This is a genomic window from Pseudomonas sp. Kh14, assembly GCF_900291005.1.
Classification (GTDB): Bacteria; Pseudomonadota; Gammaproteobacteria; order Pseudomonadales; family Pseudomonadaceae; genus Aquipseudomonas; species Aquipseudomonas alloputida.
On record NZ_OLKJ01000017.1, the window covers coordinates 15,690 to 38,950 of the forward strand.

A 23,261-nucleotide genomic window follows, 5' to 3' on the forward strand; every position below is an offset into this window, starting at 1 on the left:
AACATCAATCACTGTACTTCAACCCACGCAGGATCATCGAAGAAAGCCACTGCGGGATTAGCCCCAGCAGCCAGGTGCCCAGGTTGAGCGGGAACGGAAAGCTGATACGCGCCTGGTTCGCCGCCAGCCCGCGCTTGATACGCCTGGCCGCTTTGTCGGCGGTCCACAGAAAAGGTTTAGGCCCGGGCATTTCGAAGCACATCTTCGACTCCACATACCCCGGCACAATCACATTCACTTTCACCCCTTCCGGCGCCAGCCAGTCGCGGATGGCCTCGCCGTACACACGGATGGCGGCCTTGCTGGCGCTGTAGGTCGGTGTGACCGGCAAGCCACGCCAGCCCGCCAGCGAGCTGAACAGGGCGATCTGCCCGTCGCCACGGCTGCGCATGGCGGGCAGGGCGGCCTCGACGGTGGCCAGGGCGGCCATCACGTTCACTTCCATCAGGGCGCGGCTGTCGTCCCAGTCTTCCGCTTCGCCATTGGCACCCACGGCGGTGTTAAGCCCTGCGCCCACCAGCACCAGGTCGGGCTGATGCTGCTCGCTAACCCGGCGCACCATGGCCCGCAGGGCGTCCAGGTCGCGCACGTCGAGGGCCTCCAGCAACACCTGGGCACCCAGGGCGCGGCATTGTTCGGCCATTTCGGCCAGGCGGTCCTGGCGCCGGCCTTGCAGGATCAGCGTCACCCCCGGGGCGGCGTAGGCAGGCGCCAACGCGCCACCGATACCGCCTGTGGCGCCGGTGATGAGGATGCAGCGGGGTGAGGCATGCGAACTCATAGGTATTTTTCGATTCTTGAGGTTTTCGCCATCAGCACTTCCAGGCAGTTGGCCACGGCCATGTCCATGCCGCAGGCGGTGTAGAAGCCGCCGTTGACCTGGGTGGTGTGGATGACGGTGTTGCGGAAGCGTTGAAACAGCGTGTTGTCGGGCGCTTCGGGGTGCTGCCAGAAATCATCCAGCCCGCCCTGGTGGGTTAGCCCCGGCATCGCGTAGATCGGCTCGGCCAGCGTGCAGGTAGGGCGGTGGTGCAGCAATGCAGAAGCCCCAGCGGTACTGTTGACGGTGATCATGCCGGTGATGTGCGAGAGCAGCGTAGGCATGTGCCCGCTTTCCATGAAATCGACACGCTCGGCCACGTCGTACTTGCGCGCCAACTGCTCGGTCACCTTGCGGTAGTTGACCAGCCCGGGCGTCAACGGGTGGTTTTTCACCAGCAGGCGCGCATCGAAGGGGGCGTTGAGCGAGAACGAGTCGATCACATGCTCGATCACCTGGGTCATGTTCTGGAACGGCGAGTGGTCGCGGATTTGCGCATCGCTGTCCAGCTGCAAGGGCAGCAAAAACGTGGGGTGCCGCTCGCGGGCCACTTCGGCCACCAGCGCGTCGTCATGCACACGGGCGCGCAGCAGGCGCATGCCCTGGCGGATGAAGCCGGCGTACTCCATGGCGGCGTTGAACGGGGCATGGGTGCGGTAGCGCGGGAAGCACAGCCGGTTCAGCGCGCCGCCGGCGTGGTACAGCACATCGTGCGTGGCACGTGCGGCGAACGACAGCTTGAACGGGTTGCCATTCTGATAGCGCGGAATGTACTTGCCCACATCGCGGTACCACTGCGGGTCACGTGGCAAACGCGAGTTGTTGTTGACCCCGTCGCGCTCCAGCGTCACCCAATAGGGCCGAAAGTAGCCTTCCTCGAACACGTGCACGCGAATACCCGACAGCCGCGCCAGGGTCACGGCCGGGCGGTGTACCGGGCGACAGTCGCCGAACAGCACCAGGTCGGTGATACCCAGTTGGCGGAACACCTGTGAATACCAGGCCTCCATGTCTTCCGGGGCGTACGGGCAGGTCAGCTGCGCGCCGCCGGGGCCATACAGGGCGTCGCCGACGTTGAAGCGCACACTGTGCACTCGCTGGCCGATATCCCGCAGCCCCTTGGCAAGGCGGCTGAAGAAGGGCGAACTGACACCCTGAAGCAGCAGAAAATTGTGTGACGGGATACGCAGCAGCGGACCACGCGTCGCCCTTGCATTCAGTTGGTCGGGCGCTTCATGCCCAACAAACTGCTCAAGCGTCGTTTCAAGTCCTGCCATCGGGAGGGAGCTCCAGGCTGCGGTAAGGCGTGCCAATTTTGTAGTTCGTATAAGGTTTGTTCGGCGGTGGTGAAGCGGTTGGTCACCAGGCTTACGTAAGTGGGGTAGAGCAGCAGCGTGCCCGCTACCAGCTGGTCCAGCGTCAGTTGTCGGCTGCGCCGTGCCTGCACCGGTGCTTGAAGGTCCATGTCGCGGGTCAGCCCCCAACCGGCGTAGAACGGCTGGCCATAGGTCGTCACCGGCACACCGCGCAGCAGGGCCTCGAAGCCCGACTGCGAGGTCAGTACGTGCAATTCGTCGACCACTTCCAGCAATTGCTGCAGTGGTGTATCGCCGATCACTTCATCGCACCAGTGCACGGTTTGCGCTTCGTCGTCACCACGGGCGCGCGTGCCGGCCAATACCTCTGGGTGGGGTTTGTACAACACCCACGCATCAGGGTTTTGCTCACGCACGGCGCGCAGCAGTTGCAGGTTGCTGCGGATACGGTTGCCGCCAAAGCGGATGGACGCATCGCCCTCCACCTGGCCAGGCACCAGGATCACCCGTTGCGCATGCGCGGGGCGCTGCCAGCTGGCGCCGGGCAAGTTGTACTTGGTCAGCCCCGCCGCGCAGATGGCCAGGCGCAAAGCATGCGCGCGGGCCAACAACTGCGGGTCGAAGGGCTCTTCAGCCAGGATGCGCTCCAGGCGCGAAGGCCGGGTGGCGTCGTAGTAAATACCCAGGTCATCGACCACCCACGACAACGGTCGCGCCTTGCCGGCGCCCAGGCCGACCGAGCGCAGGAAGCCGTCTTCCACGCGGTTGACGGGCAGTGGGTGGGCGCTAAGGTGGGTGTCGTGCTTGCAGCCCCAGGACACCACGGGCAAGTCTTGCGCCAGCGGTTGCTCGGGCTTGACGAAGCGAATGGCCGCGCCATTGAAAAACAGGTTTGCCAGCGGTTCTTTCCAGCGGCTGAAACCCAGCATCTGTACGGTGCCTGGCAGCACGCTGCGGTGCCGCCGTTGCAGGCCCAGCCAGTTGATCAGCACCTCTGGCGTACACGGCTGACCACGTTCTGGGCAGACATAGCGCGGGTAGGCCACCAGGCTGGCATGAATCAGTTGCGCCAACGGCACAGGCTTGCGGCGCGAAGGTGCCGGCAAGCGGTCGTCGGTCAGCCCCCAGCCGGCATAGAACGGCATGCCCCAGGTGTGCACCGGTACGTCCCAAAGCAGGGCATCGAAGCCCAGTTGCGACGTCATCACGAACACTGCACGCATGCGTGGCAGCAAATCGGCCGGGTGAACATTGTTGGCCAGTACCTGCACCCGCGGGTTGCTGGCCAGCGCTGCCAGGTCGAAGTGCCCGGCCTTGCGCCCGGCCACCACGTCGGGGTGCACCTTGAGCACGATGGTGCTATGCGGATAGCGGGCCAATGCCGCCTCCAGCATGGCCCGGAAGTCGCTGGCCCCTGCACCTTGCAACGAGGCATCGCCACAGGTCTGGTCGGCCACCAGCACGCAGTCGGCCGGCAGCGCTGGCAGTTCGATGCGTGCGTCGTTGTACTTCGACACCCGTTGCTGCTGCCACAGGCTACGTAGTGCCAGGGCACGTTGGGTTTGCTCGGCGTCGAGGGGCGTGGCGATCAACTGTTCGAGGCGGGACGGCTGGGAAGCGTCGTAGTACACGCCCACGTCATCGACGATCAGCGACAGGGGCGGCTCGTCGGCGCCCAGGCCCACGGAACGGATGAAGCCGTCTTCCAGCGTTAGAACGGGCTTGCCTGCCTTCCCCGCTCTGGATATTGCTTTGACGGCGCTCGCTTTACGGCCCCAAACCATGACCCAGTCAGTTTTCGAAAGGTGGCGCACGCCTCCGTTTCGCAGCACGAAATCAGGCAGCAAAGATGGCAGCGTGTCTATACGCTGGGCACCTTTTGAAAGCACCAGCAAGCGAGGGCGTGAGACGTCGTCCATAAACCTGAAGCGAGATTCCAATCGATAATTGATCGCGTCGAGCGCAAAGCGCTCACGGTGAGCCAGAAAAAGGGATGGTGCGAATCTTAATACAATTTCACATGAGTGGTGGCTTCAAATGGTTCAAATTTGGCGCCAGAAATCGAAGTTCATCATCGGATTTCGCTGAAGTGATGTCATTTTGATGTCGGCGCTGGGAGGGTTACGCGACTCCCAGAAGGTAATCATACTTTTCTCGAAGTAGGTGCATTGTCCCTTTTGTTCTGTACTCATCAACCGTTTCGGGGCGCAGGCAGTGGTACAGTGCCGTCATCAGGAAGATGTAGCGCATGTTCCTCAACGCCTCGGTTTCGTCGAACCTTGCGGCTAGAGAGTGCCGATATTGGTCTATGAATTCAGCGCGTGCGGTGAGAAAGGTGATCATCTCTGTGCGTCGGAATAAGCTCCCTAGGTAAGCGCCAGCATCAAAGCCGATTCTCCCTACCTTCCCTTCGCTCCAATCGATTACGTGTAACTGACCTGATATCAGAAATAGGTTTTTGCGCAGGTAATCCATGTGGCAAATGCATCGAGTCCCCCCCCTCGCCTGGCGCCCCAGTTTTTTGAGTCGAGGAATCAGAGCTTTGAATCCCTCGCCAAGGTCTGCGAAGCGCTTGTCCTCGTATCCCAGCTGCTCAAGGGAGGGAAGAAAGCGGTCGAAGTTGAAGCGCGGCCTTAACAGGAACCACGGGCGGAAAAAGTCCATGCTCCACAGCAGAGGCTTTTGTGAGAGTGGTTGGCTGGTCAAATAGCTATTGCTATGGCCCTCCAGCTCGGCAATCCCTAGCGCGAGCTGGCGCGCAATTGCCTGCATTCGTGGGGGTTTACCGCGAACAAACTCAGTAAAAATCAGGCTTTCCCAGGGGGTTTCGATGACTCCGAAGCAGGCAGGGTGCCGGAAATGCAAGCATCCACGGAAGATGCCGTCAGCACGATGTAGGCGAGCTTCTTGACTGCCTATGAAGGCTAGCTTGCGAATAGATTTCTCCACTAGCTCAACAGGTTGGCCTGTGCATGGATCAATAAATCGGTGGTGACGCACGTAGTTAACGAATGAGGCGTTAGAGGCCAAGGTCTGGCTGCTTACCTCCAAGGCCCTATCTTTCCACTGAGGCATCAGGGTTCGAAGGTTCTGTTCAAGTGAGGAGCGTTGCCAGCGATAGTGGGTTTTGCTGCCCGAGGGCGGGCGAGAATTTGCGTTCATGACATCCAATCAGGCAGAGCCGTACGTCCAAGTTCTAATCGTTTGCTGCGGTATGCTGCTGCATAGTGACGTTAGGCACAACGAAAAATTGCTCTGATGCCCAGTCTGTGGAGGTTGAGCTTAGCCGCAAAGCCCCGGAAGGCACGGCTCAATGATGCCGATTAGGCTTCTGCCAGAAAAAATGTGATTTCGGAGGCTAGCCGTCCCATGAAACCCTGAAATCGAGCGGCGTACTGATGCAGATTCCTGTCAGTGGTGCGTTGATGTGTGCTGCAGGTAGGAGGGCGCGAAATGTTACAAAAATGCGACTAAGCCTTGCTCTGCTGCGAGGGAGAGATTTGCAGATCGTGTGTGGTATCTGAGTCGAAAAGTGATTCTGCGCCTGCATTGCCATTACGGTGCCGGCGCTCAAGGGGGCTGAGGACTGCTCCCTACGAGGGCGAAGCTCGCGGGTTTTGATCCAGCTCATCGGCAACAAGCGTTTTTTACCCAGCTTCAAGACCAACGAGCTTTGCTTAAGGTTGCAAAGACCTTAATATTCCCCGTTTAGTACACCTCAGTCTTCAGGGACGAAAATGAACCACCTCACGATTGCCAAAGAAGCCTTGATTGCCCAAGCACAAGCCGTTACCCAGCTGGCTGGACGTATTGATGGCGAGTTTCAGAGCGCTGTGGAGCTTTTGCTCAGTTGTAAAGGTCGAGCCGTGGTCTGCGGTATGGGGAAATCGGGCCTTATCGGTAAGAAAATGGTTGCGACCTTTGCGTCTACCGGTACTCCCAGCTTCTTCCTGCACCCGGCAGAAGCATTTCATGGCGATTTGGGTATGCTCAAGCCGATCGATGTACTGATCTTGATCAGCTATAGCGGTGAAACTGACGAGCTGATCAAATTGATCCCAAGTCTCAAATCGTTCGGTAACAAAATCATCGCAATGACCGGCAACGGAAATTCAACCTTAGCTAAACACGCCGATATTTGGCTTGATATTTCCGTTGAACGCGAGGTGTGCCCCAATAATCTGGCACCTACTACATCTACGTTGGCCACGATGGCAATGGGGGATGCTCTGGCTGTGGCTTTGATTGAAGCAATACAGTTTAAACCTATGGACTTTGCCCGCTATCACCCTGGCGGTAGCCTTGGCCGAAAACTGTTGACCCGCGTTCGCGATGTAATGCATTCGCCTGCGCCTGTTGTATCTCCATCCACGAGCTTCCATGATTGCTTGTTGGTAATGACGCGCAGCCGATTAGGTCTGACAGCGGTAATGGATGAAGACAAACTGGTCGGTATCGTTACCGATGGTGATCTCCGTCGGGCTTTGGTGGAAGATGAGGGTGTGATACACGCCAATGTTGAGCTGTTCATGACTGCTCATCCTCACACTATCAAGGAAGATGCACAGTTGTCTGAGGCGGAAGCTTATATGCTTGACAATAAAATTCGAGCGCTAGCTGTGGTTGATGATCAGAACTCAGTAGTAGGCGTGGTCGAGATTTTTGACTAACTAACTGCTTTTTGCACTTTGTTGGCGCTGCGGCGAAGGCCGCAATTATCTGGATGGATACTTCTCTCAAGGGAAGTAGCAGGCTGTAGTAAAGTCTGCTACTTCTTCTCAGCGCTTCTAGGGCGGTGCTGAGGCTTTCGAGTAGAGTTTTGCTTGGGATGTATCGTTGCGTATGCCGTAGCGCCAGTTGCGTTAGTTATTGTGTAGAGAACAACTGTGTTGAAATTATTCAGGTTGGGTGCGTCGGGCGAGCCGGTAAAAATGGACAAAGTGATTGATTTACCAAAAATTGTTGAGCGCCATGAGCGTCATGTCAGCGGTAAGAAAATTTTATATGTTCCGTTGAATCCTGATGTGAAGTCTGAGCGTCTCTTGATCGTCATGAGTGCGCACAATCAGGGTGGCAAGTATATGGCCCTGAGGTCATTCTTGGAGAGTCAGGTCTGTGATCTTCTATTTGTCTCTGACCCTAAAAATTCTTGGTATCTAGACGAAGATGAAGGTGAAGCGTTCTCCAGAATTTTCCGTATGTTTTCGACGGATTATCGACCGAATTCGATTTTCTTTTTTGGATCGTCCATGTCGGGGTACGGGGCGATATATCACGCATTCAAATTGAATGCAAACGCGATTGCTTCAAATCCGCAAATCAATCTGGATATAACCAAGGACTATGCTTGGCCGGAGTTGATTGAACATATTGAAGCTATTGGAGGAAATCACGTAAACCTTGATGAAGTTGCACAGCAAGCTTGGGGCGATTCAGCGGTTTACGTGATCCATGGCCACGATGAAATTGATACTATCAACGTGGAATTACTGACGCGTGTGGCTCCGCCGAACAAGAAACTTATTGTTCAAACCTTGGACGTTGATTCCCATGTGATGTTTTTTGGTAAAGAGGTTGGTTATATTTACTCAGTGATGAATCTGCTTGATACCTTTAGGACGGAGCTTAATCTGCAGGGTATATTGGCACAGCTTGTTCCTGAGGATAAAACTAATCGACGTCTGCTGAGGGCTGAGCGAAAGCAGGCTAAAGTTCAAGACCCGTATCGTACAATGGATCATACAGGTCAAAGCATCTCTTGGCAGAATCGATACCTGCACCAGCAAGCGGGGAGGGAAGTTTTCTTCTCCAATGTGGGCTTCTATTCCGAGGGTGCTCTTTCGGGTGCTACCTGTTTCTTTGATGGTGATCGCTGGCGGTTGATGGGCCCTACGCCTTCAATAAATGATAACCTAATTGCCGTCAATAGCTTCAAGACAGTCCAGTCTGTATCTGCTGCGGAAAACAATCAGTTTGTTAATGAGCACTGGTGGGTGCGGAATGACGCTGCTTCGGACCTAGTGGTTCGAGGTGGTTATGAGTTAATTGAAATTGATCTGCGTTCTGTAAATTCAAAGAATATCTATTTAAGTACTTCGCTGAAGCTTAATGGAAAGGCGTATGATGAAATTAAGGGGAAATACCTAACTCTATCAGCTGATGTTTTTTCAACTGGTGGCGATATATATCTTACGCTCGGTGGGGTTGGTGAGTCAGGGTATCATCATATCAATTCGCCAAAAAACAAGGCCGGCGAATGGAGAAGAATTCACATAGCACAGCAATTTTTGTCCATTAACTCAGCTCACAGGGACTCGATATTTGTGCGGGTCAACGTTGCAGCAGATGGGAAGCCTAAGAAAGTTCTTTTGAAAAATTTAACTCTTCAAGTGGGGTATTTCCCCATGGGTTTTGCATAAGCTAATTAGCTTTTTGCTGCGGCAGGGTCGATGGCGAATGCCACCGACCCTTTAGCTTATTATTGGGCCATCTTTGACATTACTTTGGCGTAGCCTGTAGCTGTGTTGAGTACAGCTTCTTTGCCCTTGGCGAAAAGGATAGCATCGGCGACTTCTCTAAATGCACCGGTTCCGCCAGTTGCCGTCAGTGTATAGGTTGCTGTTTCTTTCACATATGCCGGAGCGTCGGCAACAGCAAAAGAGATGCCGCACGCTGCAAATGCGGGCAAATCAATGCAGTCATCACCTATGCAAGCCGTCTGCAGTTTGTCTACGCCAGCTTTGGACATTAACTCCTCGCAGGCAGAAAATTTATCTTTCACGCCAAACTGGAATAGTGTTACACCTAAATCAGCCACACGCTTGCGAAGTGTCGCTGAGTCCCGGCCTGACAGTACAGCTACACGTACTCCGTTCTCTTCCAGCAGACGCATCCCCATGCCATCTCGGACGTGGAATCTCTTAAGGCACTCACCGCTTGCGTCATAATAGATGCCGCCATCGGTTAATACTCCATCAACGTCGGTAATTACAAGCTGGATATTCGAAAGTGTTGGTGCGGAATCAGGACGCAGCCCACTCATGATTGAACGTACTTGCTCAAGGCACTCGGGGGTATCGACGCCAGGTCCAGTAGGTTCTACATGGTAGGCGCGAATGCAGTAACCAGCCGCTAGCAGGCGCAGTTGCTCAAGCTTCTCTGCATTTTCAATCATGGGTTGTGCAAGGCTTGCATACTCGGCTAAAACATTACGGCGATAAGCATAGACACCGACATGTTTTAGGTAGGTTGCAGCTTCGCTCTCCCGCGGGAACGGTATCGATGAGCGACTGAAGTAAAGAGCGTTGCCATTAGCCGCTAATACTACTTTCACAGTGTTGGGGTTTCGGGCTTCTTGAGCATTAATATGATGACACAAAGTGCCAACGCTAACGCTATTATCGGCCAGCATCCCGGATACTAGGGTTTCGATATCTTCAGGGCGGACCAGCGGTTCATCACCTTGTAGATTTATATATATATCAGCTTCAACTTGACGCATTACTTCCGCAAGCCGATCTGTGCCGGAGGGATGATCAGGCGATGTCATTACATATTGACCACCGAACTGCTGCACTGCTTTAGCAACTCGCTCGTCATCAGTAGCAATGATCACCTGTTCGGCACTTTTCACCTGTAAGGCACGTTCATAGACATGCTGGACCATTGGTTTACCAGCGATATCAGCCAGCGGCTTACCAGGCAAGCGTGTTGAGCCGTACCGTGCCGGGATGACGATCGCAACACGTGGATTAGAGCCTGCCATAATCACAATCCTTGTCTTGAAACGGTCAATATCTTTAATCGATGGTCAGCTGAGGAAGCGATTTAACAAGATCATCAACAGCTTTGATTTGCGCCAGGAATGGTTCAAGTTTATCCAGTGGCAGTGCGCTGGGACCATCGCATTTGGCCTTATCCGGGTTTGGGTGCGACTCCAGGAAAAGTCCTGCTAAGCCTACTGCCATACCTGCTCGAGCTAAGTCGACTACTTGCTCGCGACGGCCACCGGAAGCAGCCCCTGAAGGATCACGGTTCTGAAGAGCATGAGTGACATCGAAAATAACTGGTAAGTCATCGCAAGTGCGCTTCATTACACCGAAACCGAGCATATCAACTACGAGATTGTCGTATCCCATGCAGCTGCCGCGGTCGCACAGAATCAGTTGGTCATTTCCGGCTTCTTTAAATTTGTGAACGATATTTTGTACTTGCGAAGGACTGAGGAATTGTGGTTTCTTGATATTTACCGGTTTACCTGTTTTCGCTAGTGCGACAACCAGGTCTGTTTGGCGTGCCAGAAATGCGGGCAATTGCAGTACATCGACAACTTCGGCAACCGGGGCAGCTTGGTAAATTTCGTGAACATCAGTGATTACCGGTACACCGAACTCAGCCTTAACCTTCTCAAAGATACGCAATCCTTCTTCCATCCCTGGGCCGCGATAGGAGTGGATGGACGAGCGGTTAGCCTTGTCAAAGCTTGCTTTGAATACGTAGGGGATTCCCAGCTTTTCAGTGACGCGGACATACTCAGCACAGGCAGTAAGAGCCAGATATTCTGACTCAAGAACGTTAATGCCTCCGAAGAGTACGAATGGAGCGTGATTGGAGCATTCAATAGTGGAGGTGATTTTCATCATGATTTACTCAGTAAAGCCCATGGGGAAATAGCCAATGGCCAAGCAGGCATTTTTAATTCGGATGACTTTGGGCTTTCCGTCTGTCGCCAGGTTGAATCTTACAAAGATTCGATCTTTATGACTTTCTTTGATCGACGTGAATTGCTCAAAGACTACAAGTCTACTCCAGGTTCCCGGAGTGTTTTTCTCTGAATTTTTGTGATGGTAACCCACATCCCCAACTCCGCCAAGGGTGAGTGATACTTCGCCTTCGCTTGTGTAGATGTCGGCAGTGAAGGTGAGGTACTGGCCTTTGATTTCTGCGACATCGATATTGCTGGGTATGCTCGAATTGATATAGATGTTTTTATTTTTCGCTTCGGAAATTACTATTTCGCAAAAATTATGCGCGCCTGAAATTGTGACGGATGATTCGGCTTCGTTTCGGATCCACCAGTAATCATTAAAGTAGGCGTTGTTCGTGAATGCAGAAATCACACCTTGGGTGATGAATTCATTGCCGGCTATGAGGTTGTCGCCCATTTCATAAGGGACGCTAATTAGACGCCATCCGCGTCCATCATAAAAACAGGTGCCGCCCGATAATTCGCTACCTGTGTACAGTCCTATATTAGCGAAATGTACGAGCTTGCCGAGTTCTTCATGAAGGTAACGTTCTTGCCATGAGACAGCATTCTCTGAGATGTTCAGGGAGCGATACGGGTCAATTACGTTTAATTGTCTGCGCTCAGCTCTGAGCATTTTTTTAACATTACTGGACTCTGTTGCTAAGTCGTTCACCGTAGTAGAAAGGTCTAGTTTTGTCCTAAATATTGACAGCATTGATATTACGTCAAAGACATAATCTACATTTTTCCCGAAGTAAAATGTATGTGCATCACTATCGACAGTTTGGATTATTAGTTTTCTATTATTGGGGACAGCATTGAGTAGAAGGCTGGCATTGATAGTGTCAATATCATCATGGCCATGGATAATGTAGACTGCAGAGTCCTTCCAAATGAAGGGGGCAATTTCTTCGATGTTTGTATGGTTGCCTTTTATGCTGGAAATGTGCTCAACCAGCTCGGGCCAGGAATAATCTTTTGTAATGTCGAGGTTGATCTGTGGGTTGGACGCGATGGCGTTGTGGTTTAGCTTCAGTGCGTGGAGAATCGCGCCGTACCCAGACATTGATGAACCAAAAAGGAACACGTTTCTGCTTTCATAGTTCTTAGTGAAATACGAAATAATGGTTTGATATGTTGCGCCATTGTCATCATCTAGGTACCAAGTGTTCTTGGGGTCAGTGATGAAAAGCAAATCGCATGTCTGCTTGCTAAGAAAAGAACGCAGAGCCATATATTTTTCGCCATGATTATGAGCGCTCATGACGATTAATAGGTTTTGAGAGTGTTTCTCCGGTTCCTGCTTGACGTAAAGAACTCTCTTCCCTGAGACAATTTTTTCGTTTCTCTCGATTATTTGCGCAAGATCGAATTCTATTGTCACATTTTGTCCTAGTAGCAGGCCAGGATATTATTGTGGTTATTCCTGGCCTTGACGGTTAAGTGTTATTTGCCTGAGAAACTCAGCTTTTTAGGAAAGAAGATGTGCATCCAACGGACGCGCTTGTTTTTTGAGTCCAAAAAAAAACGTTTGGGAGTTTTCCAGAACTTTTGCCATTTTTTCTTTTTTTTCTCTGCCGCTTCGATCTTAGCTAGCTCAGTTTGACTCTTTTCAGCGGTTGCTGGCGCGTCCACAGGGTCAGCTGGCTTGGTTGCAGCAGGGGCAGCAACTATTGCAGGAGATGGAGTGGCAGGGGCAGCAACTACCTTAGCAGCTGCTGGGCTTGCCTGGGGCGTTGCGGGCGGGACAGGTGCTGTCGGTTTGGGTGCAGGCGTTACTGCTGCGGGCGTAGCTGCGTTAGCTGGGGTTGCTGGCTTAGCTACCGGAGCATTAGGCTTCGTCGGGGCAGCAGGCTTCGCAGGGGCGACTGCTGGTGGGCCCTTTAGGATAGCCACATGCGATGGGAGATTGAACATCGTGCTCAATTGAGCTTTTCCGGAAGGGAAAGCCGAAACTAACGAATACTGCAGCGTGCGAAGCAGGAAGGTTTCATAGTTGCGGTATTCATTAATTCCCAGTTGGCTAGGGACTGCACCTTTATTTATATCGTCTATGAATTGATCAAGGTTCTCGGTAGTGTAGTCCGAAGTAAAGCCTTTTTTTCCATAGAACGCGTTGCCAAACTGAATTGGTTGATAGCCTTCAAAGGCTGCTTCAATAAGTGCCTGCGAGTTGATCCCTGCGACAAAATCAACTTGCCTGAAGAGGGACTTGATATTGAAGTCCTCAATGAAAACTAGTCGATCATTGGCTGTTGTGATACTTGGTGATGTGTTGAATTCTTTACACAAAGTATCAAGTGTAAGCGGGGACTGAATATTTTTCTTCTTTCGCTCCCACGGATGTGCCTTGAATATAATATTCAGATCGGTGCGGGTTAGAAGTTTTTTGATAAGCTCTATGTAAAAGGCAATGCTATTCAGGCCTACACCTTTGTACTCAAGGACTGAGAAGTCATTTAGTACTTGGCCGGTGATTAGAATGGTCTTTTTTTCGTTTTTGAAGAGCTTTACTTTGGTTTCTTCTGGTTGATTAACGTTTTTGTTCTTTGAGGAAATGACTTTGTTGATGGCTTTGTTTCGTTCGCGGTCGCGCTCCGCAGGTGTCAAGTTCGGCTCAAGAGAATTGTAGTATGCCAGATGCTTGAGGTTTGAATTGTTTGCGATAGGCTCAAACTTCTCTTCGACATAGTTGTCGTTGCCGGTAAAGAAGCTCTCTAATACGAAGATTCGGGCAGTATGAGTACGCACTGCCTCAAGAAGAGATCGCGCGTATGTCAGGCTTCCGGAGAATACAAGGACGAATTTCGGATTGTGCCGTTTCAGCATTGCCGACCAGAATTCGATCCAGTGGATGGCGGCAGCCATATTCCAGAGGAGGGTATCCTTGTGCGCGCTGTACAAAATATCAAAAAGCTCGCGTGTATTATCAGGCAGTGGGGTGCTGCGCATATCTTCGGAGGTTATTACCAGCGAGAGAATTTCTGCTCTGCATACCTTGAACAGATTTATTTGCATCACGCTGAAGTCGAAAAGCTCGTTTGCTTCTAGTTTCTTCAGCTTAGAATAATTTTCTTTCAGCGGCTTCTGGAATTCGGTGTAGTTACCAAAGGCGCTCATCCATGGTTTGAACTCTTCGTTAAATACTGTGGTCGCCTTTTTGTCGGCGAAATAGTCGAAAAGGCTACCGAAGTTACGGGCATGGATGTGTACCGGATCGGCGATGAGAAACTTGCTCATGCGGTTGCCTCCAGCGCTTTGGTGATAGAGTCGTGACTACCTTTCAGGAGGCTTACATGCTGCTTGACATTTCCAAGAATGGAATCCTGCCAGGTAATTAAGTTTTGGCTTGCAGTTTGGCTGGTGTGAAGAAGGTCGGAGTAGATGTTGTCTTCATCGGCCGCCAGTCGATTAATGGTTTCCGCATCAATAGATGGGTCCATGGTCAAGTAGATGCCATGCAGTCCGTCGTCAATAAGGTCGGGAACCATTCCGATCGGGTTCGACAAAACCGGGACGCCCATTGCTGCAGCCTCAGGAATATTGGCTGGGCCGCCTTCAAAGTAACTGGTCATGAGTAGTGCATCGATACCCCGATATGCATCAATCAGGGTGGCGTATGGTAGCTTTTCATAAACCTCGGTGTTGAAGCCGAGTTGACGGAAAATGCGACCTTCCTCTGCTCGGCCGTCGCCTACAAGGAAAAACTCGATTAATGAGGGGTCGAGTCGTTTCGCCAGCTCAAACAGATAGGCCTCCCCCTTAACTTTCCGACCGTACCGTTTAGATACAATGGCAAGCGTAAACTTTTCTCGTTTGATACGGCCCTTGGCTCGTGCAGGGTCAATCAGATGTTGGTTGTAGCCATGCGGTACAACACGTGTATGATGAATACCGTGTTTGGCCAATATTTTTTGCTGAATAGTATTCAGGCAGATAACTACATCCGCTTCTCGATAGCGGTCGAGAAATGCATCGATAGAAAGCCAGCCATCAGGATCGTCCAAATCGTGGTGAACCGTCACGACGCAAGGGGAAATGAGCTTATCTTCGAGATGAGGACGGTGATAGTGGCGTACGTGAGCCCCAATGATCGGTTTTTCACTTACGACATGTTCCGCGAAGCCCTCGGTGTAGCGAGAAAAGTATCTGAAGATATCCTCAAATATACCGCTATGAACGTTATTTGATGTGACGTGGTTGATGGTTATGGCCATTTTCGATTTTTCTGCCCTGAAAATTCGTATGTTTATAGCTGAGTGGGTGTTTAATTAATAGTCGGTAAAATCAGATTCTGATTTTAGTTGTAAGCTCCTGCTGTTCGACCTAGAACCATTGTTTGAACGATTGGGCCGATAACTTTTTGCCATTCGTATACCGCTGCGTTTGTGACGTAAATGGTATCGTCGGGCTTAACTGCAATCTGCCTGGCGTAGAAAATTGCTGCTGGGTCTCGCATGTTCAAGCGAAGCACTGTGGGCTTGGCGTTCGGACCGTCGCCCATCCTGAATACAAAGACACCCTCTGGGTTAGCATTTGCTTCCCGTAATCCTCCTACACTACCAAGTGCATCTAGCAAGCTGGTATGCTGGCTTGGAAGATCTTTGAGGCCAGGTTCGCCTACTGCACCCATTGCAACGAATCTCTGGCGTGCGCGATCTAAAACTACTTCCGAATTAGGGCGCAGAACCATGTTGTTGCCAGCGAGGATGTCTTCGTAATTGAACTGTCTAACTTCGCTGCCTGTACGCACCGTGACATTGACAAGGTGAGGCTCCATGACTGGGCCTCCTGCTTGGTTGACAGCGTCAAGGAGCGTTAGCGGGCCTTGCAACGTACTGAAGCGACCTGGAGCTTTGACTGCTCCCGCAACTAATACGGAGCCAGAAAGATCCCCAACGAGTTCGACATGAGTTTGTACGTCTGACGTAATTCCCTTGAGCTGGCGGCGAATCATATTTTCCACTTCGTTGAGTGTCATCCCGGCAACGAATTGCCGACCAACGTAGGGAAGTGAAAGCATACCTTGCGCGTCGATGCGAGACTTCAACTGGGTGCCGCCGGTAGCAAGAGGTGCAAACAATGCCGATCCTTCGGGAGCGGTGTCGGCAATGAGTACATTAAGCGTATCACCCGCCATCAGCCGGACTTCTGGCGGAGTAGGTTTTGTCACGCTGGCTAGTGCTGGGCGAGCGGCCCCTTGCATGTAAGGAGCAATTGTGCGGGCGTCGATATCAACGAGATTGTAAGCCTCGTTTTTGCTTTCAATTGTGCCCTTGTATGGCCCGGCGCCTGACAAGGTGCCGCCGCAGCCAGTCAGCCCTGCAGTCGCGAGCACGACCGCCATGATTTTGAGGTTAAATGTCATAGAGACGCTCAGTGATTTAATCACGGTGATCCTCGATTGAAGCCAGAATGAAGCGGGTGATACCGTAGACCATCAGGAGACCCAGCAAAATTGTTGCCAGGTTGTACCAGCGCTCCGGGTACAAGGCGAGTTGTGGAGTATTAGGGCTAACAACTGTGACTAAAGTACGAATTTTTTTGCTTGCTTCGACACGCGCATTGTCAAGTGCAGCGACAGCCGTTTTGTAGGTCTCTTCCGCAATCCCTGCATCCAAGGTTAATTGTTGGTAGCGAGAAGCTACGACGTTCAATTGAGAACCCTGAGGCGAGGAAACCAACAATCGTTTTTCTTTGGCTAATTGTTGAGTGATCGCTTGAACTTTTTGCTTTTGCTGACGAATTTGAGGGGCGTCGCCTCGTAGTTTAAAAGACATCTCTGTGAGTGCGGCTTGCTCTTTGGTGTACTGTCCTTCAAGGTCGGCAATGATGGTGGCGCGGCTTTGCGCCGTGTTACCGCCATCCAAAACTTTATTGTCGTTCTGGAAGTTCAGCAATTGAGTCTTACGTTTGGAGTAATTAAGCCGCGCCGTTTCCAATTCGCCTTGAGCAAATTTCATTTGCTCGCGTGCAATGTTGTGACTGACTTCGTTAACGAAGTGTTCGCTGGCCTGAAGGATGACTCGCAGCATTTTTTCGGACAATTCGGGAGTGAACGCCTGGACTTCAACGCGTAGGAGTCCAGTTGTTTCATCGTAGTGTGCCGATACCATGCGCTGGTAGTACTTGAGCAGATCTTCGCGAGGGGCGTCTTTGTCGAGCCAGAAAAAGACGTCGCTGCGTTGAGCGGCGTATTGCTCAATCCACTTTACGCGGTCTTCAAGCAGCAACATCATGTCCATAGACGTGATGAATTCGCGCAGGTAAAGAGTCTCTTCCCGCGAAGCCGGATTGGTGCCAGTCAGCAAGGTGGCAAGTCCCGGTACTTGAGCACCTTGATTATTGCCATCCTGACGTACCACCACTTGAGCGGAGCTGACGAAGCGGTCGACAGCAAATACGCTGTAGTACACACCTGCCAGGATCATTGGTAAGACTACCATGGCGATCGCCAAGTGCCAGCCCTTCTTTTTACCCCTACTGCTCATATTTGGATGCATCCTTGATATCGAACGGTACCGCTTGAAATTATGATTGGGTTGTTTCAGCTGCTGTAAGCCTTTATACCTTCAGATACATCATCGTAAACTTGGATATCACCATTTCGTACCAGTAGTACCACGTCGCAAAGTTTTTCAACCTCGGACATTGTATGGGTAACTAGCACAATGTTGGATTTTTGCAGTTTTTCTTGGAAGACATCGGCGCATTTACGTTTGAATTGGGCATCGCCCACCGACATTACTTCGTCAATAAGGTAGTAATCGAAGTCAAATGCCATGCTTAGGCCGAACGCCACGCGTGAGCGCATACCGGAAGAATAGGTCTTAATTGGTTCGTCGATCCAGTCACCAATTTCGGCAAAATCCTGGACGTAACGAATCTTTTCGCGCATTGCATCGCCGGTTGCTCCGTAGATACGGCAGACAAACTTGATATTGTCACGTCCTGTCATACTGCCTTGGAAGCCCCCCGCCAATCCGACTGGCCAGGAGATGCTTCGATCGGTAATTATGCTTCCAGAGTCGGGCACATCTGCTCCGCCGAGAAGACGCATTAGGGTGGATTTACCAGCACCGTTGCGACCGATCAGTCCAATATTCTTACCTGGCGGTATAGCTAACGACAGGTTGCGGAAGACATACCTCCGACCGTTCGGGGTGAGGTACGACTTGGTGACGTTTCTTAGTTCGAACACGTTTGGCCTGTACTTAACCGTTCTTGGTGGAAATCAAATGCATTCTTCGGGCACGGTATGCGCCCAGAGATAGGAACAGCAATACCAGGGCGAAGCTAATGACATACGCCTCGGATACCCCATCAACAGGCGTATACTGAGGCAAGACTTCAGCTCGGATTAGCTCAAGGATGTGCAGGAAAGGGTTAAGCAGTAGCACCGGCATCATAGCTTGGGGGAGGTATGAGGCAGGGATTAGTACGCCTGAAACGAAGTAAAGGGGAAAAAAGGCCATGCGAATGACAATTTTCAGGCTTGGAAGGGCGTGGGTAATCAGGGCTAGGAGCATTCCTAGTCCGAAGGCGAACAAGAGTCCAAGCAGTAGTGTGGCAACCCACTGCAGGGGGCTATGGACTGACATGTCAAAGCCGAACCACGCGAAGCCAAATACCAGAATGGCGTAGACGGTAGCGGCAATGCATGTTTCTACAATTACCCGAGCAACGTAGGTGTCCAAGGGCTTAATTTGCTTGTAGCCAAACAACGATCGGTTTTCTCGAAGGCTATCCATTAGCCGGAGAGCGGTGTTGCGATAGAGTAGGAACGGCGCCATTCCAACCAGGATGAATACAGGGTATTCCACGCCAGAGATTGTACGACCGCGCATCATCGCGAACAGCACAGAGAACAGCAAAAGGTGGATCAGCGGCTCAAGCAGCATCCACACTGCCCCGAGGCGACTACCGCCAACGCGAGCACGGGCCTCGCGCAGGACTAAGGCGAAAATAACCGATTTCTGTATCTGTAAAGACGAACGAGCTTTCAAGATGGCGACCGCAAAGCAATGCAGCGCGCCTAGGCACGCCGGAATTCATCTTCAGGAAAGGTTCGCCCTGGGGCGATTTCAGACGGATCTTCCGGACACTTCCCTGTTCTAAGGGGCGGAAGGGTAAGCGCGAGAGGGCGTAAGCGTCAAGCAAGACGCTGCAAATGCAACCGAAAGTTCTAATCCTTTAGCCGCATTCGAGACGAATGGCGTAGATTGATGGTGGCATATTGATATCGATTTGGGAAGTCGTGAACCTACAGATTTTTGTTTCCGACATTGCTTCACAGCTTACGCTGGACGGACCGTTTTGGAAGTGAATGGGTTCACACTGTGCAGCCAAGGCATGGGGTTTTGATGGGCAGTCGCTGACTGTAAGGTTTACGACCAAAAAGTGCACCCGACCCGCAGATTTTTGCAGCGATAATTGAGGGGTAGGGGTGCCTTCCGAAGGCGGAGGTAGCTTCAGGAAGCGTAATTTCAAGCGCAAGCAAACCTGCGACAGTGGCCGCGAAACCCATGTGTTTACAGCAAAATCCGCAAAATTATGGCACTCTGCCAGACCTCACTAGCCTTCTTGGCTTGACTTGTATCCGTACCAGAGCATCCGCCCGATGCGCCTGCCTGACCGTGAAACGATGAACATCCCTAACTTCAAGAAGTTGTTTATGCCTGATATTTCAGCAGACGCAGCCAGCCTTATCCATGCCATAGCCTCTGCCACTGCGGTCATCGCTGCGCTGATCGCCGCCAGTGCGATGATCATTGCCCATATGACCTCGGATGTAAAAAACCAGCAAGCCGAAGTGCCCGTTTCCCGGGGGGCGCAGGCGGTTACTGTCGTCCACGAGTCGGACGTGCAGGCCAGGCTGGAGATCGAGCAACTCATTGAGCAGAACGATGCGCTCAGGGCCGAACTGGAGCGCGAGAGGGCCGAGCGGTTGAAGCTGGAGGCCAGCCTGAAGCCCAGAGCGCTGACGCCGCAGGCGCATGATGCGTTCAAGGCATTGGCGGGCGAGCTGAAGGCTAAGACGCTGGCACCGGTGGTGTTGCTGAATATCCACAAAGATGACAAGGAAGCTGTGCGCTTTGCCAAGGAAATTGCCGTTGCGCTGACCAAGGCGGGCGTGCAGGTTCAGATCAAGCAGCTGCCCCTGCAAAAGCACAATACCGGTACCCAGGTGGTCGTTTATGCCGGGGTGGGCGGTGACGAGCTTGAGCAGGCATTCAAGACGGCTGATTTTGCCTCGGATATCAAACGCTCGGGGCAGAGCCCGCGGGTGAAGGTGGATGATGGGGATGCAATTGCCATTTCGGCGTTTATCAGTGTTTATCCGCGCAGTGAGATTTGAGCGGCGGGTGGGGCTGTGATCTTGTAGGCATGGGGTGGATGGCACCGGCGGTGCCGGTGTTCGCGGGCGCGCCCGCTCCCACAGTGTGGGGCTTGGCCACTGCAGTGGTTCGCCCTCGCCACGTCTGGCCTGATGAAGCCCATTTCTTCTGACTGCAAGCGAGGCATAGCCTCGCCTGGTCTCGCGTCATTCCCTTCAGTGGTGCCTGTTTTTCGCAATCTCGATGTCGTTCATCAGGGCTTTTGCGGTGGCCAGCAGGTAGTCCGCAGCGCCCAGCATCTTGTGGTCGTCTTCCATGTCGCCTTCGCGTACCAGGTGCTTGCAGTAGCCCAGCAGGACGGAGACGTGTTCATAGGCGTCATCGACGGGGACGCCGGGTTGGACGCGCAGCAGGTACAGGGTGGGGTTGCCGGCTTCGAGGAAGGTTTCGATGCCTGCGGTGAGGAGGGGGGATTGGTTGTTGTTTTTCATGGTAGTTGCTCCTGATAGGTGGAACTGCCACGCAGATCTTTCTCACGGACCAGGGCGGCAGTCGTACACGGGGTGAGAAACCGAGGGAGCTACAAAGCTCGGCCAGACCGAAGTCTGCCCGCGTACGACTGCCATGACAGGCAAGCCAGGTAGCTCGCATCAGGTTCTCACACCCGGTCACCAACATGGCGACCCGGTGACGTTATCCCTGAGGCATTTCCCCGACAATTCAGCTGCTTCTGACTGGCGCGTAGGATAGTTCGCTTGGTTGTCCGAGCTGAAGAGGTGGGGCGGGGTTTCAGGAAAGTCTGACGTGAGTAATGTGCATTCCAAGGCAAATATCTTCGCGGTGATTGTTGACCGTTGTTGGGGTGGGTTTACACGCGGAAGGGGGGGGCTGCTGGCCAGTTTTTACTGGGTGTTCAGCGGTGCTGCGGCTACCGTATTCGCGGGTCAACCCGCTCCTACGCCGAGCGGGGGGGGGGGCACAGGTCGGGGTGGGCCGCTGGCCAGTTTTTACTGGGGGGCAGGGGTGTCGCGGCTATCGTATTCGCGGGTGAACCCGCTCCTACATTGAGCGGTGGGGGCTGGTCCAGGTGGCCAGGGCTTCGCGTATGCGCGCGCAGGCTTTGCCATCGCCATAGGGGTTATGGGCGAAGCTCATTTCGCGATACGCCGCCTCATCGGTCAGCAAGGTACTCAACGCCCGCACAATCGATGCCACTTCGGTGCCCACCAGCTTGACCGTACCTGCCGCCACGGCTTCCGGGCGCTCGGTGGTGTCGCGCATCACCAGCACCGGTTTGCCCAGGGCCGGCGCTTCCTCCTGAATGCCGCCCGAGTCGGTCAGAATCACACAGGCCCGGGTCATGAGGTAAACGAATGGCAGGTAATCCAGCGGTTCGACAAGGTGGATGTTGCTTACATCCCCCAACAGCCGGTTGACCGGCTCGCGTACGTTGGGGTTGAGGTGGACCGGGTACACGACGTCCAACTCGGGGAATTGCCGCGCAATCTGCACCAGGGCCTGGCAGATGCGCTCGAAGCCGCCACCAAAGTTCTCGCGCCGGTGGCCGGTGACCAGCAACAGCCGGCGCTCGGCTGCCAGGTAGCTGAAGTGGCTGGCGAAACGGGCCTTCAGCGCGGGGCTTTGCAGCTTTTGCTCCACCTCCAGCAAGGCGTCGATCACGGTGTTGCCGGTGGTGAAGATGTGCGCCGGGTCGGTGCCTTCGCGCAACAGGTTGTCGCGCGAGGTGGCGGTGGGCGCGAAGTGCAGCGCGGCAAGGGCCCCGGTCAAGCGCCGGTTGCCTTCTTCGGGCCAGGGTGAATACAGGTTGTTGGTGCGCAGGCCGGCCTCAACATGGGCAATGGGGATTTGCTGGTAGTAAGCCGCCAGAGTGGTGGCAAAGGTGGTGGCGGTGTCGCCGTGCACCAGCACTACGTCGGGCTTGAACGTGGCCAGCACCGGTCGGATGCCTTGCAAGATGGCAGTGGTCACACCGGTCAGGTCCTGGCCGGCTTTCATGATGTTCAAGTCGTAATCGGGGCTGATGCCGAACAGCTCCAGCACCTGATCGAGCATTTGCCGGTGCTGGCCGGTGACGCACACGCGGGCTTCGAAGCGGCTGTCCTGCGCCAATTGCAGGGCTAGCGGGGCCATCTTGATGGCTTCTGGGCGGGTACCGAAAACAGTCAGGGTCCTGAGGGGCACGGCAGTGATCCTCTTGCTCGGGTCCTTGAAGCAGGCCGGTTTCCATTGCTCAAGAAATCTAGCAGGCGAGCAATGGCGTGCCAGTTTGCCGGGGGGAAGCTTACCGACTGGGGGAGGGCGGTTTACCGGGCGGGCCTTGTTCGGCGGGCGTTGTAGGAGGATGGCTGGGCATTCGTGGGCAGCGGGTATCGGACAAACGGGGATTTGGCTACAGGCACAGGGCCAGGGCCTTGTGCATTCAGGGCCGGGCCGAGCGGGGCGAAAACAGCCACGGTTGGTGGGTGGGCGAAGTTGAGCGTTTTGCTGACCGATTCGGTAACCATTCGCCGGGGAGGTTGGGTATTGTGCGGCCGGCTTACCCGCTAGGGTTGGTTGCGCAGCCGAAGGAAAGCGGCTGCTGGAAAATGACCAACCCAAGGAGTGTTGACCATGCGCAATAACGTTCTGTCGTACCTGCTGCTGCCGCTGTTCGCCAGTTTGTCTTTCTCCCTTAGCGCCGCCCCGGCCAGCAACATGGCAGTGGCCGAACCGGTGCCGGTGGTGGCCCAGGCACAGCAGGCGCCGAGGCTGGACTTGAACACGGCGGATGCACTCACTCTGCAAAAGGAGCTGAACGGCATTGGCAAGGCCAAGGCGGAGGCTATCGTGGCCTACCGCGAGGCCAATGGGCCGTTTGCTTCGGTGGATGAGCTGCTGGAGATAAAGGGGATAGGCAATGCGTTGCTGGAGCGCAACCGGGACAAGGTGATGGTGGAGTAAGCGGGCAGGGGCCGGGGTGATGCCCTGGCCCGGCCTTTACGTGCCGGGAATGGGCGCTCCCACAGGCGCAGCGCCTG

At 53.6% G+C, this 23,261-nt stretch carries 19 protein-coding genes; 4 read left to right on the plus strand and 15 right to left on the minus strand.

The window, feature by feature from the left end; genetic code table 11:
• Window positions 1-4: 4 nt before the first annotated feature.
• The 4 genes from FQ668_RS08235 to FQ668_RS08250 form a co-directional block, all read right to left on the minus strand.
• Window positions 5-781 (minus strand): SDR family oxidoreductase, encoded by a 777-nt coding sequence (locus FQ668_RS08235; RefSeq protein ID WP_003252728.1) that lies wholly within the window; start codon window positions 779-781, stop codon window positions 5-7.
• Window positions 778-2,097, minus strand: coding sequence for a capsule biosynthesis protein (locus tag FQ668_RS08240; protein WP_119713384.1), 1,320 nt, complete (start codon window positions 2,095-2,097; stop codon window positions 778-780). Before FQ668_RS08240 ends, FQ668_RS08235 begins: the two co-directional genes overlap by 4 nt.
• Window positions 2,037-4,055 carry a capsular polysaccharide biosynthesis protein gene (locus FQ668_RS08245; RefSeq protein WP_119713385.1) on the minus strand — a complete coding sequence of 673 codons (2,019 nt, stop codon included), beginning with the start codon at window positions 4,053-4,055 and terminating at the stop codon, window positions 2,037-2,039. Before FQ668_RS08245 ends, FQ668_RS08240 begins: the two co-directional genes overlap by 61 nt.
• Before the next feature lie 202 nt (window positions 4,056-4,257).
• The gene (locus tag FQ668_RS08250; protein ID WP_080557819.1) at window positions 4,258-5,298 is read right to left on the minus strand and encodes a phosphotransferase; all 1,041 of its coding nucleotides are present in this window, start codon (window positions 5,296-5,298) and stop codon (window positions 4,258-4,260) included.
• A gap of 575 nt (window positions 5,299-5,873) precedes the next feature.
• Here FQ668_RS08250 and FQ668_RS08255 point away from each other — a divergent pair.
• On the plus strand, window positions 5,874-6,806 hold the full coding sequence (locus tag FQ668_RS08255; RefSeq protein ID WP_014592000.1) for an SIS domain-containing protein: 933 nt from the start codon (window positions 5,874-5,876) through the stop codon (window positions 6,804-6,806).
• A gap of 261 nt (window positions 6,807-7,067) precedes the next feature.
• Window positions 7,068-8,555, plus strand: a complete 1,488-nt coding sequence (locus FQ668_RS08260; RefSeq protein ID WP_014591999.1) for a hypothetical protein — start codon at window positions 7,068-7,070, stop codon at window positions 8,553-8,555.
• A 59-nt stretch (window positions 8,556-8,614) separates the two neighbouring features.
• Here FQ668_RS08260 and kdsB read toward each other — a convergent pair whose 3' ends face one another.
• The 9 genes from kdsB to FQ668_RS08305 form a co-directional block, all read right to left on the minus strand.
• Window positions 8,615-9,901, minus strand: coding sequence for a 3-deoxy-manno-octulosonate cytidylyltransferase (kdsB, locus tag FQ668_RS08265; RefSeq protein ID WP_014591998.1), 1,287 nt, complete (start codon window positions 9,899-9,901; stop codon window positions 8,615-8,617).
• A 34-nt stretch (window positions 9,902-9,935) separates the two neighbouring features.
• Window positions 9,936-10,778, minus strand: coding sequence for a 3-deoxy-8-phosphooctulonate synthase (kdsA, locus tag FQ668_RS08270; RefSeq protein WP_080557818.1), 843 nt, complete (start codon window positions 10,776-10,778; stop codon window positions 9,936-9,938).
• Window positions 10,779-10,781: 3 nt separating this feature from the next.
• Entirely contained in the window at window positions 10,782-12,269 is a 1,488-nt protein-coding gene (locus FQ668_RS08275; RefSeq protein ID WP_014591996.1) for a hypothetical protein, read from the minus strand.
• Window positions 12,270-12,331: 62 nt separating this feature from the next.
• Window positions 12,332-14,125, minus strand: coding sequence for a capsular biosynthesis protein CpsB (locus tag FQ668_RS08280; protein WP_110159864.1), 1,794 nt, complete (start codon window positions 14,123-14,125; stop codon window positions 12,332-12,334).
• Window positions 14,122-15,102 carry a glycosyltransferase family 4 protein gene (locus FQ668_RS08285; RefSeq protein ID WP_080557817.1) on the minus strand — a complete coding sequence of 327 codons (981 nt, stop codon included), beginning with the start codon at window positions 15,100-15,102 and terminating at the stop codon, window positions 14,122-14,124. Before FQ668_RS08285 ends, FQ668_RS08280 begins: the two co-directional genes overlap by 4 nt.
• A gap of 83 nt (window positions 15,103-15,185) precedes the next feature.
• Window positions 15,186-16,277, minus strand: coding sequence for a polysaccharide biosynthesis/export family protein (locus tag FQ668_RS08290; protein ID WP_238530835.1), 1,092 nt, complete (start codon window positions 16,275-16,277; stop codon window positions 15,186-15,188).
• A complete protein-coding gene (locus FQ668_RS08295) occupies window positions 16,270-17,376 on the minus strand; it encodes an ABC transporter permease (protein ID WP_041167055.1) in 1,107 nt (368 codons plus the stop codon). The genes FQ668_RS08290 and FQ668_RS08295 overlap by 8 nt, the downstream gene beginning before the upstream one ends.
• Window positions 17,377-17,432: 56 nt before the next feature.
• Window positions 17,433-18,086 carry an ABC transporter ATP-binding protein gene (locus FQ668_RS08300; protein ID WP_041167054.1) on the minus strand — a complete coding sequence of 218 codons (654 nt, stop codon included), beginning with the start codon at window positions 18,084-18,086 and terminating at the stop codon, window positions 17,433-17,435.
• 13 nt (window positions 18,087-18,099) lie between these two features.
• Entirely contained in the window at window positions 18,100-18,891 is a 792-nt protein-coding gene (locus tag FQ668_RS08305; RefSeq protein WP_080557816.1) for an ABC transporter permease, read from the minus strand.
• Window positions 18,892-19,505: 614 nt separating this feature from the next.
• Between FQ668_RS08305 and FQ668_RS08310 the strand changes: the two genes are divergently transcribed.
• Complete coding sequence (locus FQ668_RS08310) at window positions 19,506-20,243, plus strand: hypothetical protein (protein WP_014591989.1); 738 nt, start codon at window positions 19,506-19,508, stop codon at window positions 20,241-20,243.
• A gap of 195 nt (window positions 20,244-20,438) precedes the next feature.
• Here FQ668_RS08310 and FQ668_RS08315 read toward each other — a convergent pair whose 3' ends face one another.
• Together FQ668_RS08315 and wecB are read right to left on the minus strand one after the other, a co-directional pair.
• Window positions 20,439-20,714: a DUF3077 domain-containing protein gene (locus tag FQ668_RS08315; RefSeq protein WP_014591988.1), complete on the minus strand. Its 276-nt coding sequence runs from the start codon at window positions 20,712-20,714 to the stop codon at window positions 20,439-20,441.
• A 568-nt stretch (window positions 20,715-21,282) separates the two neighbouring features.
• The gene (gene wecB / locus FQ668_RS08320) at window positions 21,283-22,425 is read right to left on the minus strand and encodes a non-hydrolyzing UDP-N-acetylglucosamine 2-epimerase (RefSeq protein ID WP_119713387.1); all 1,143 of its coding nucleotides are present in this window, start codon (window positions 22,423-22,425) and stop codon (window positions 21,283-21,285) included.
• Window positions 22,426-22,854: 429 nt separating this feature from the next.
• Here wecB and FQ668_RS08325 point away from each other — a divergent pair, with 429 nt between their 5' ends.
• The gene (locus tag FQ668_RS08325) at window positions 22,855-23,184 is read left to right on the plus strand and encodes a ComEA family DNA-binding protein (protein WP_119713388.1); all 330 of its coding nucleotides are present in this window, start codon (window positions 22,855-22,857) and stop codon (window positions 23,182-23,184) included.
• Window positions 23,185-23,261 lie beyond the last annotated feature (77 nt).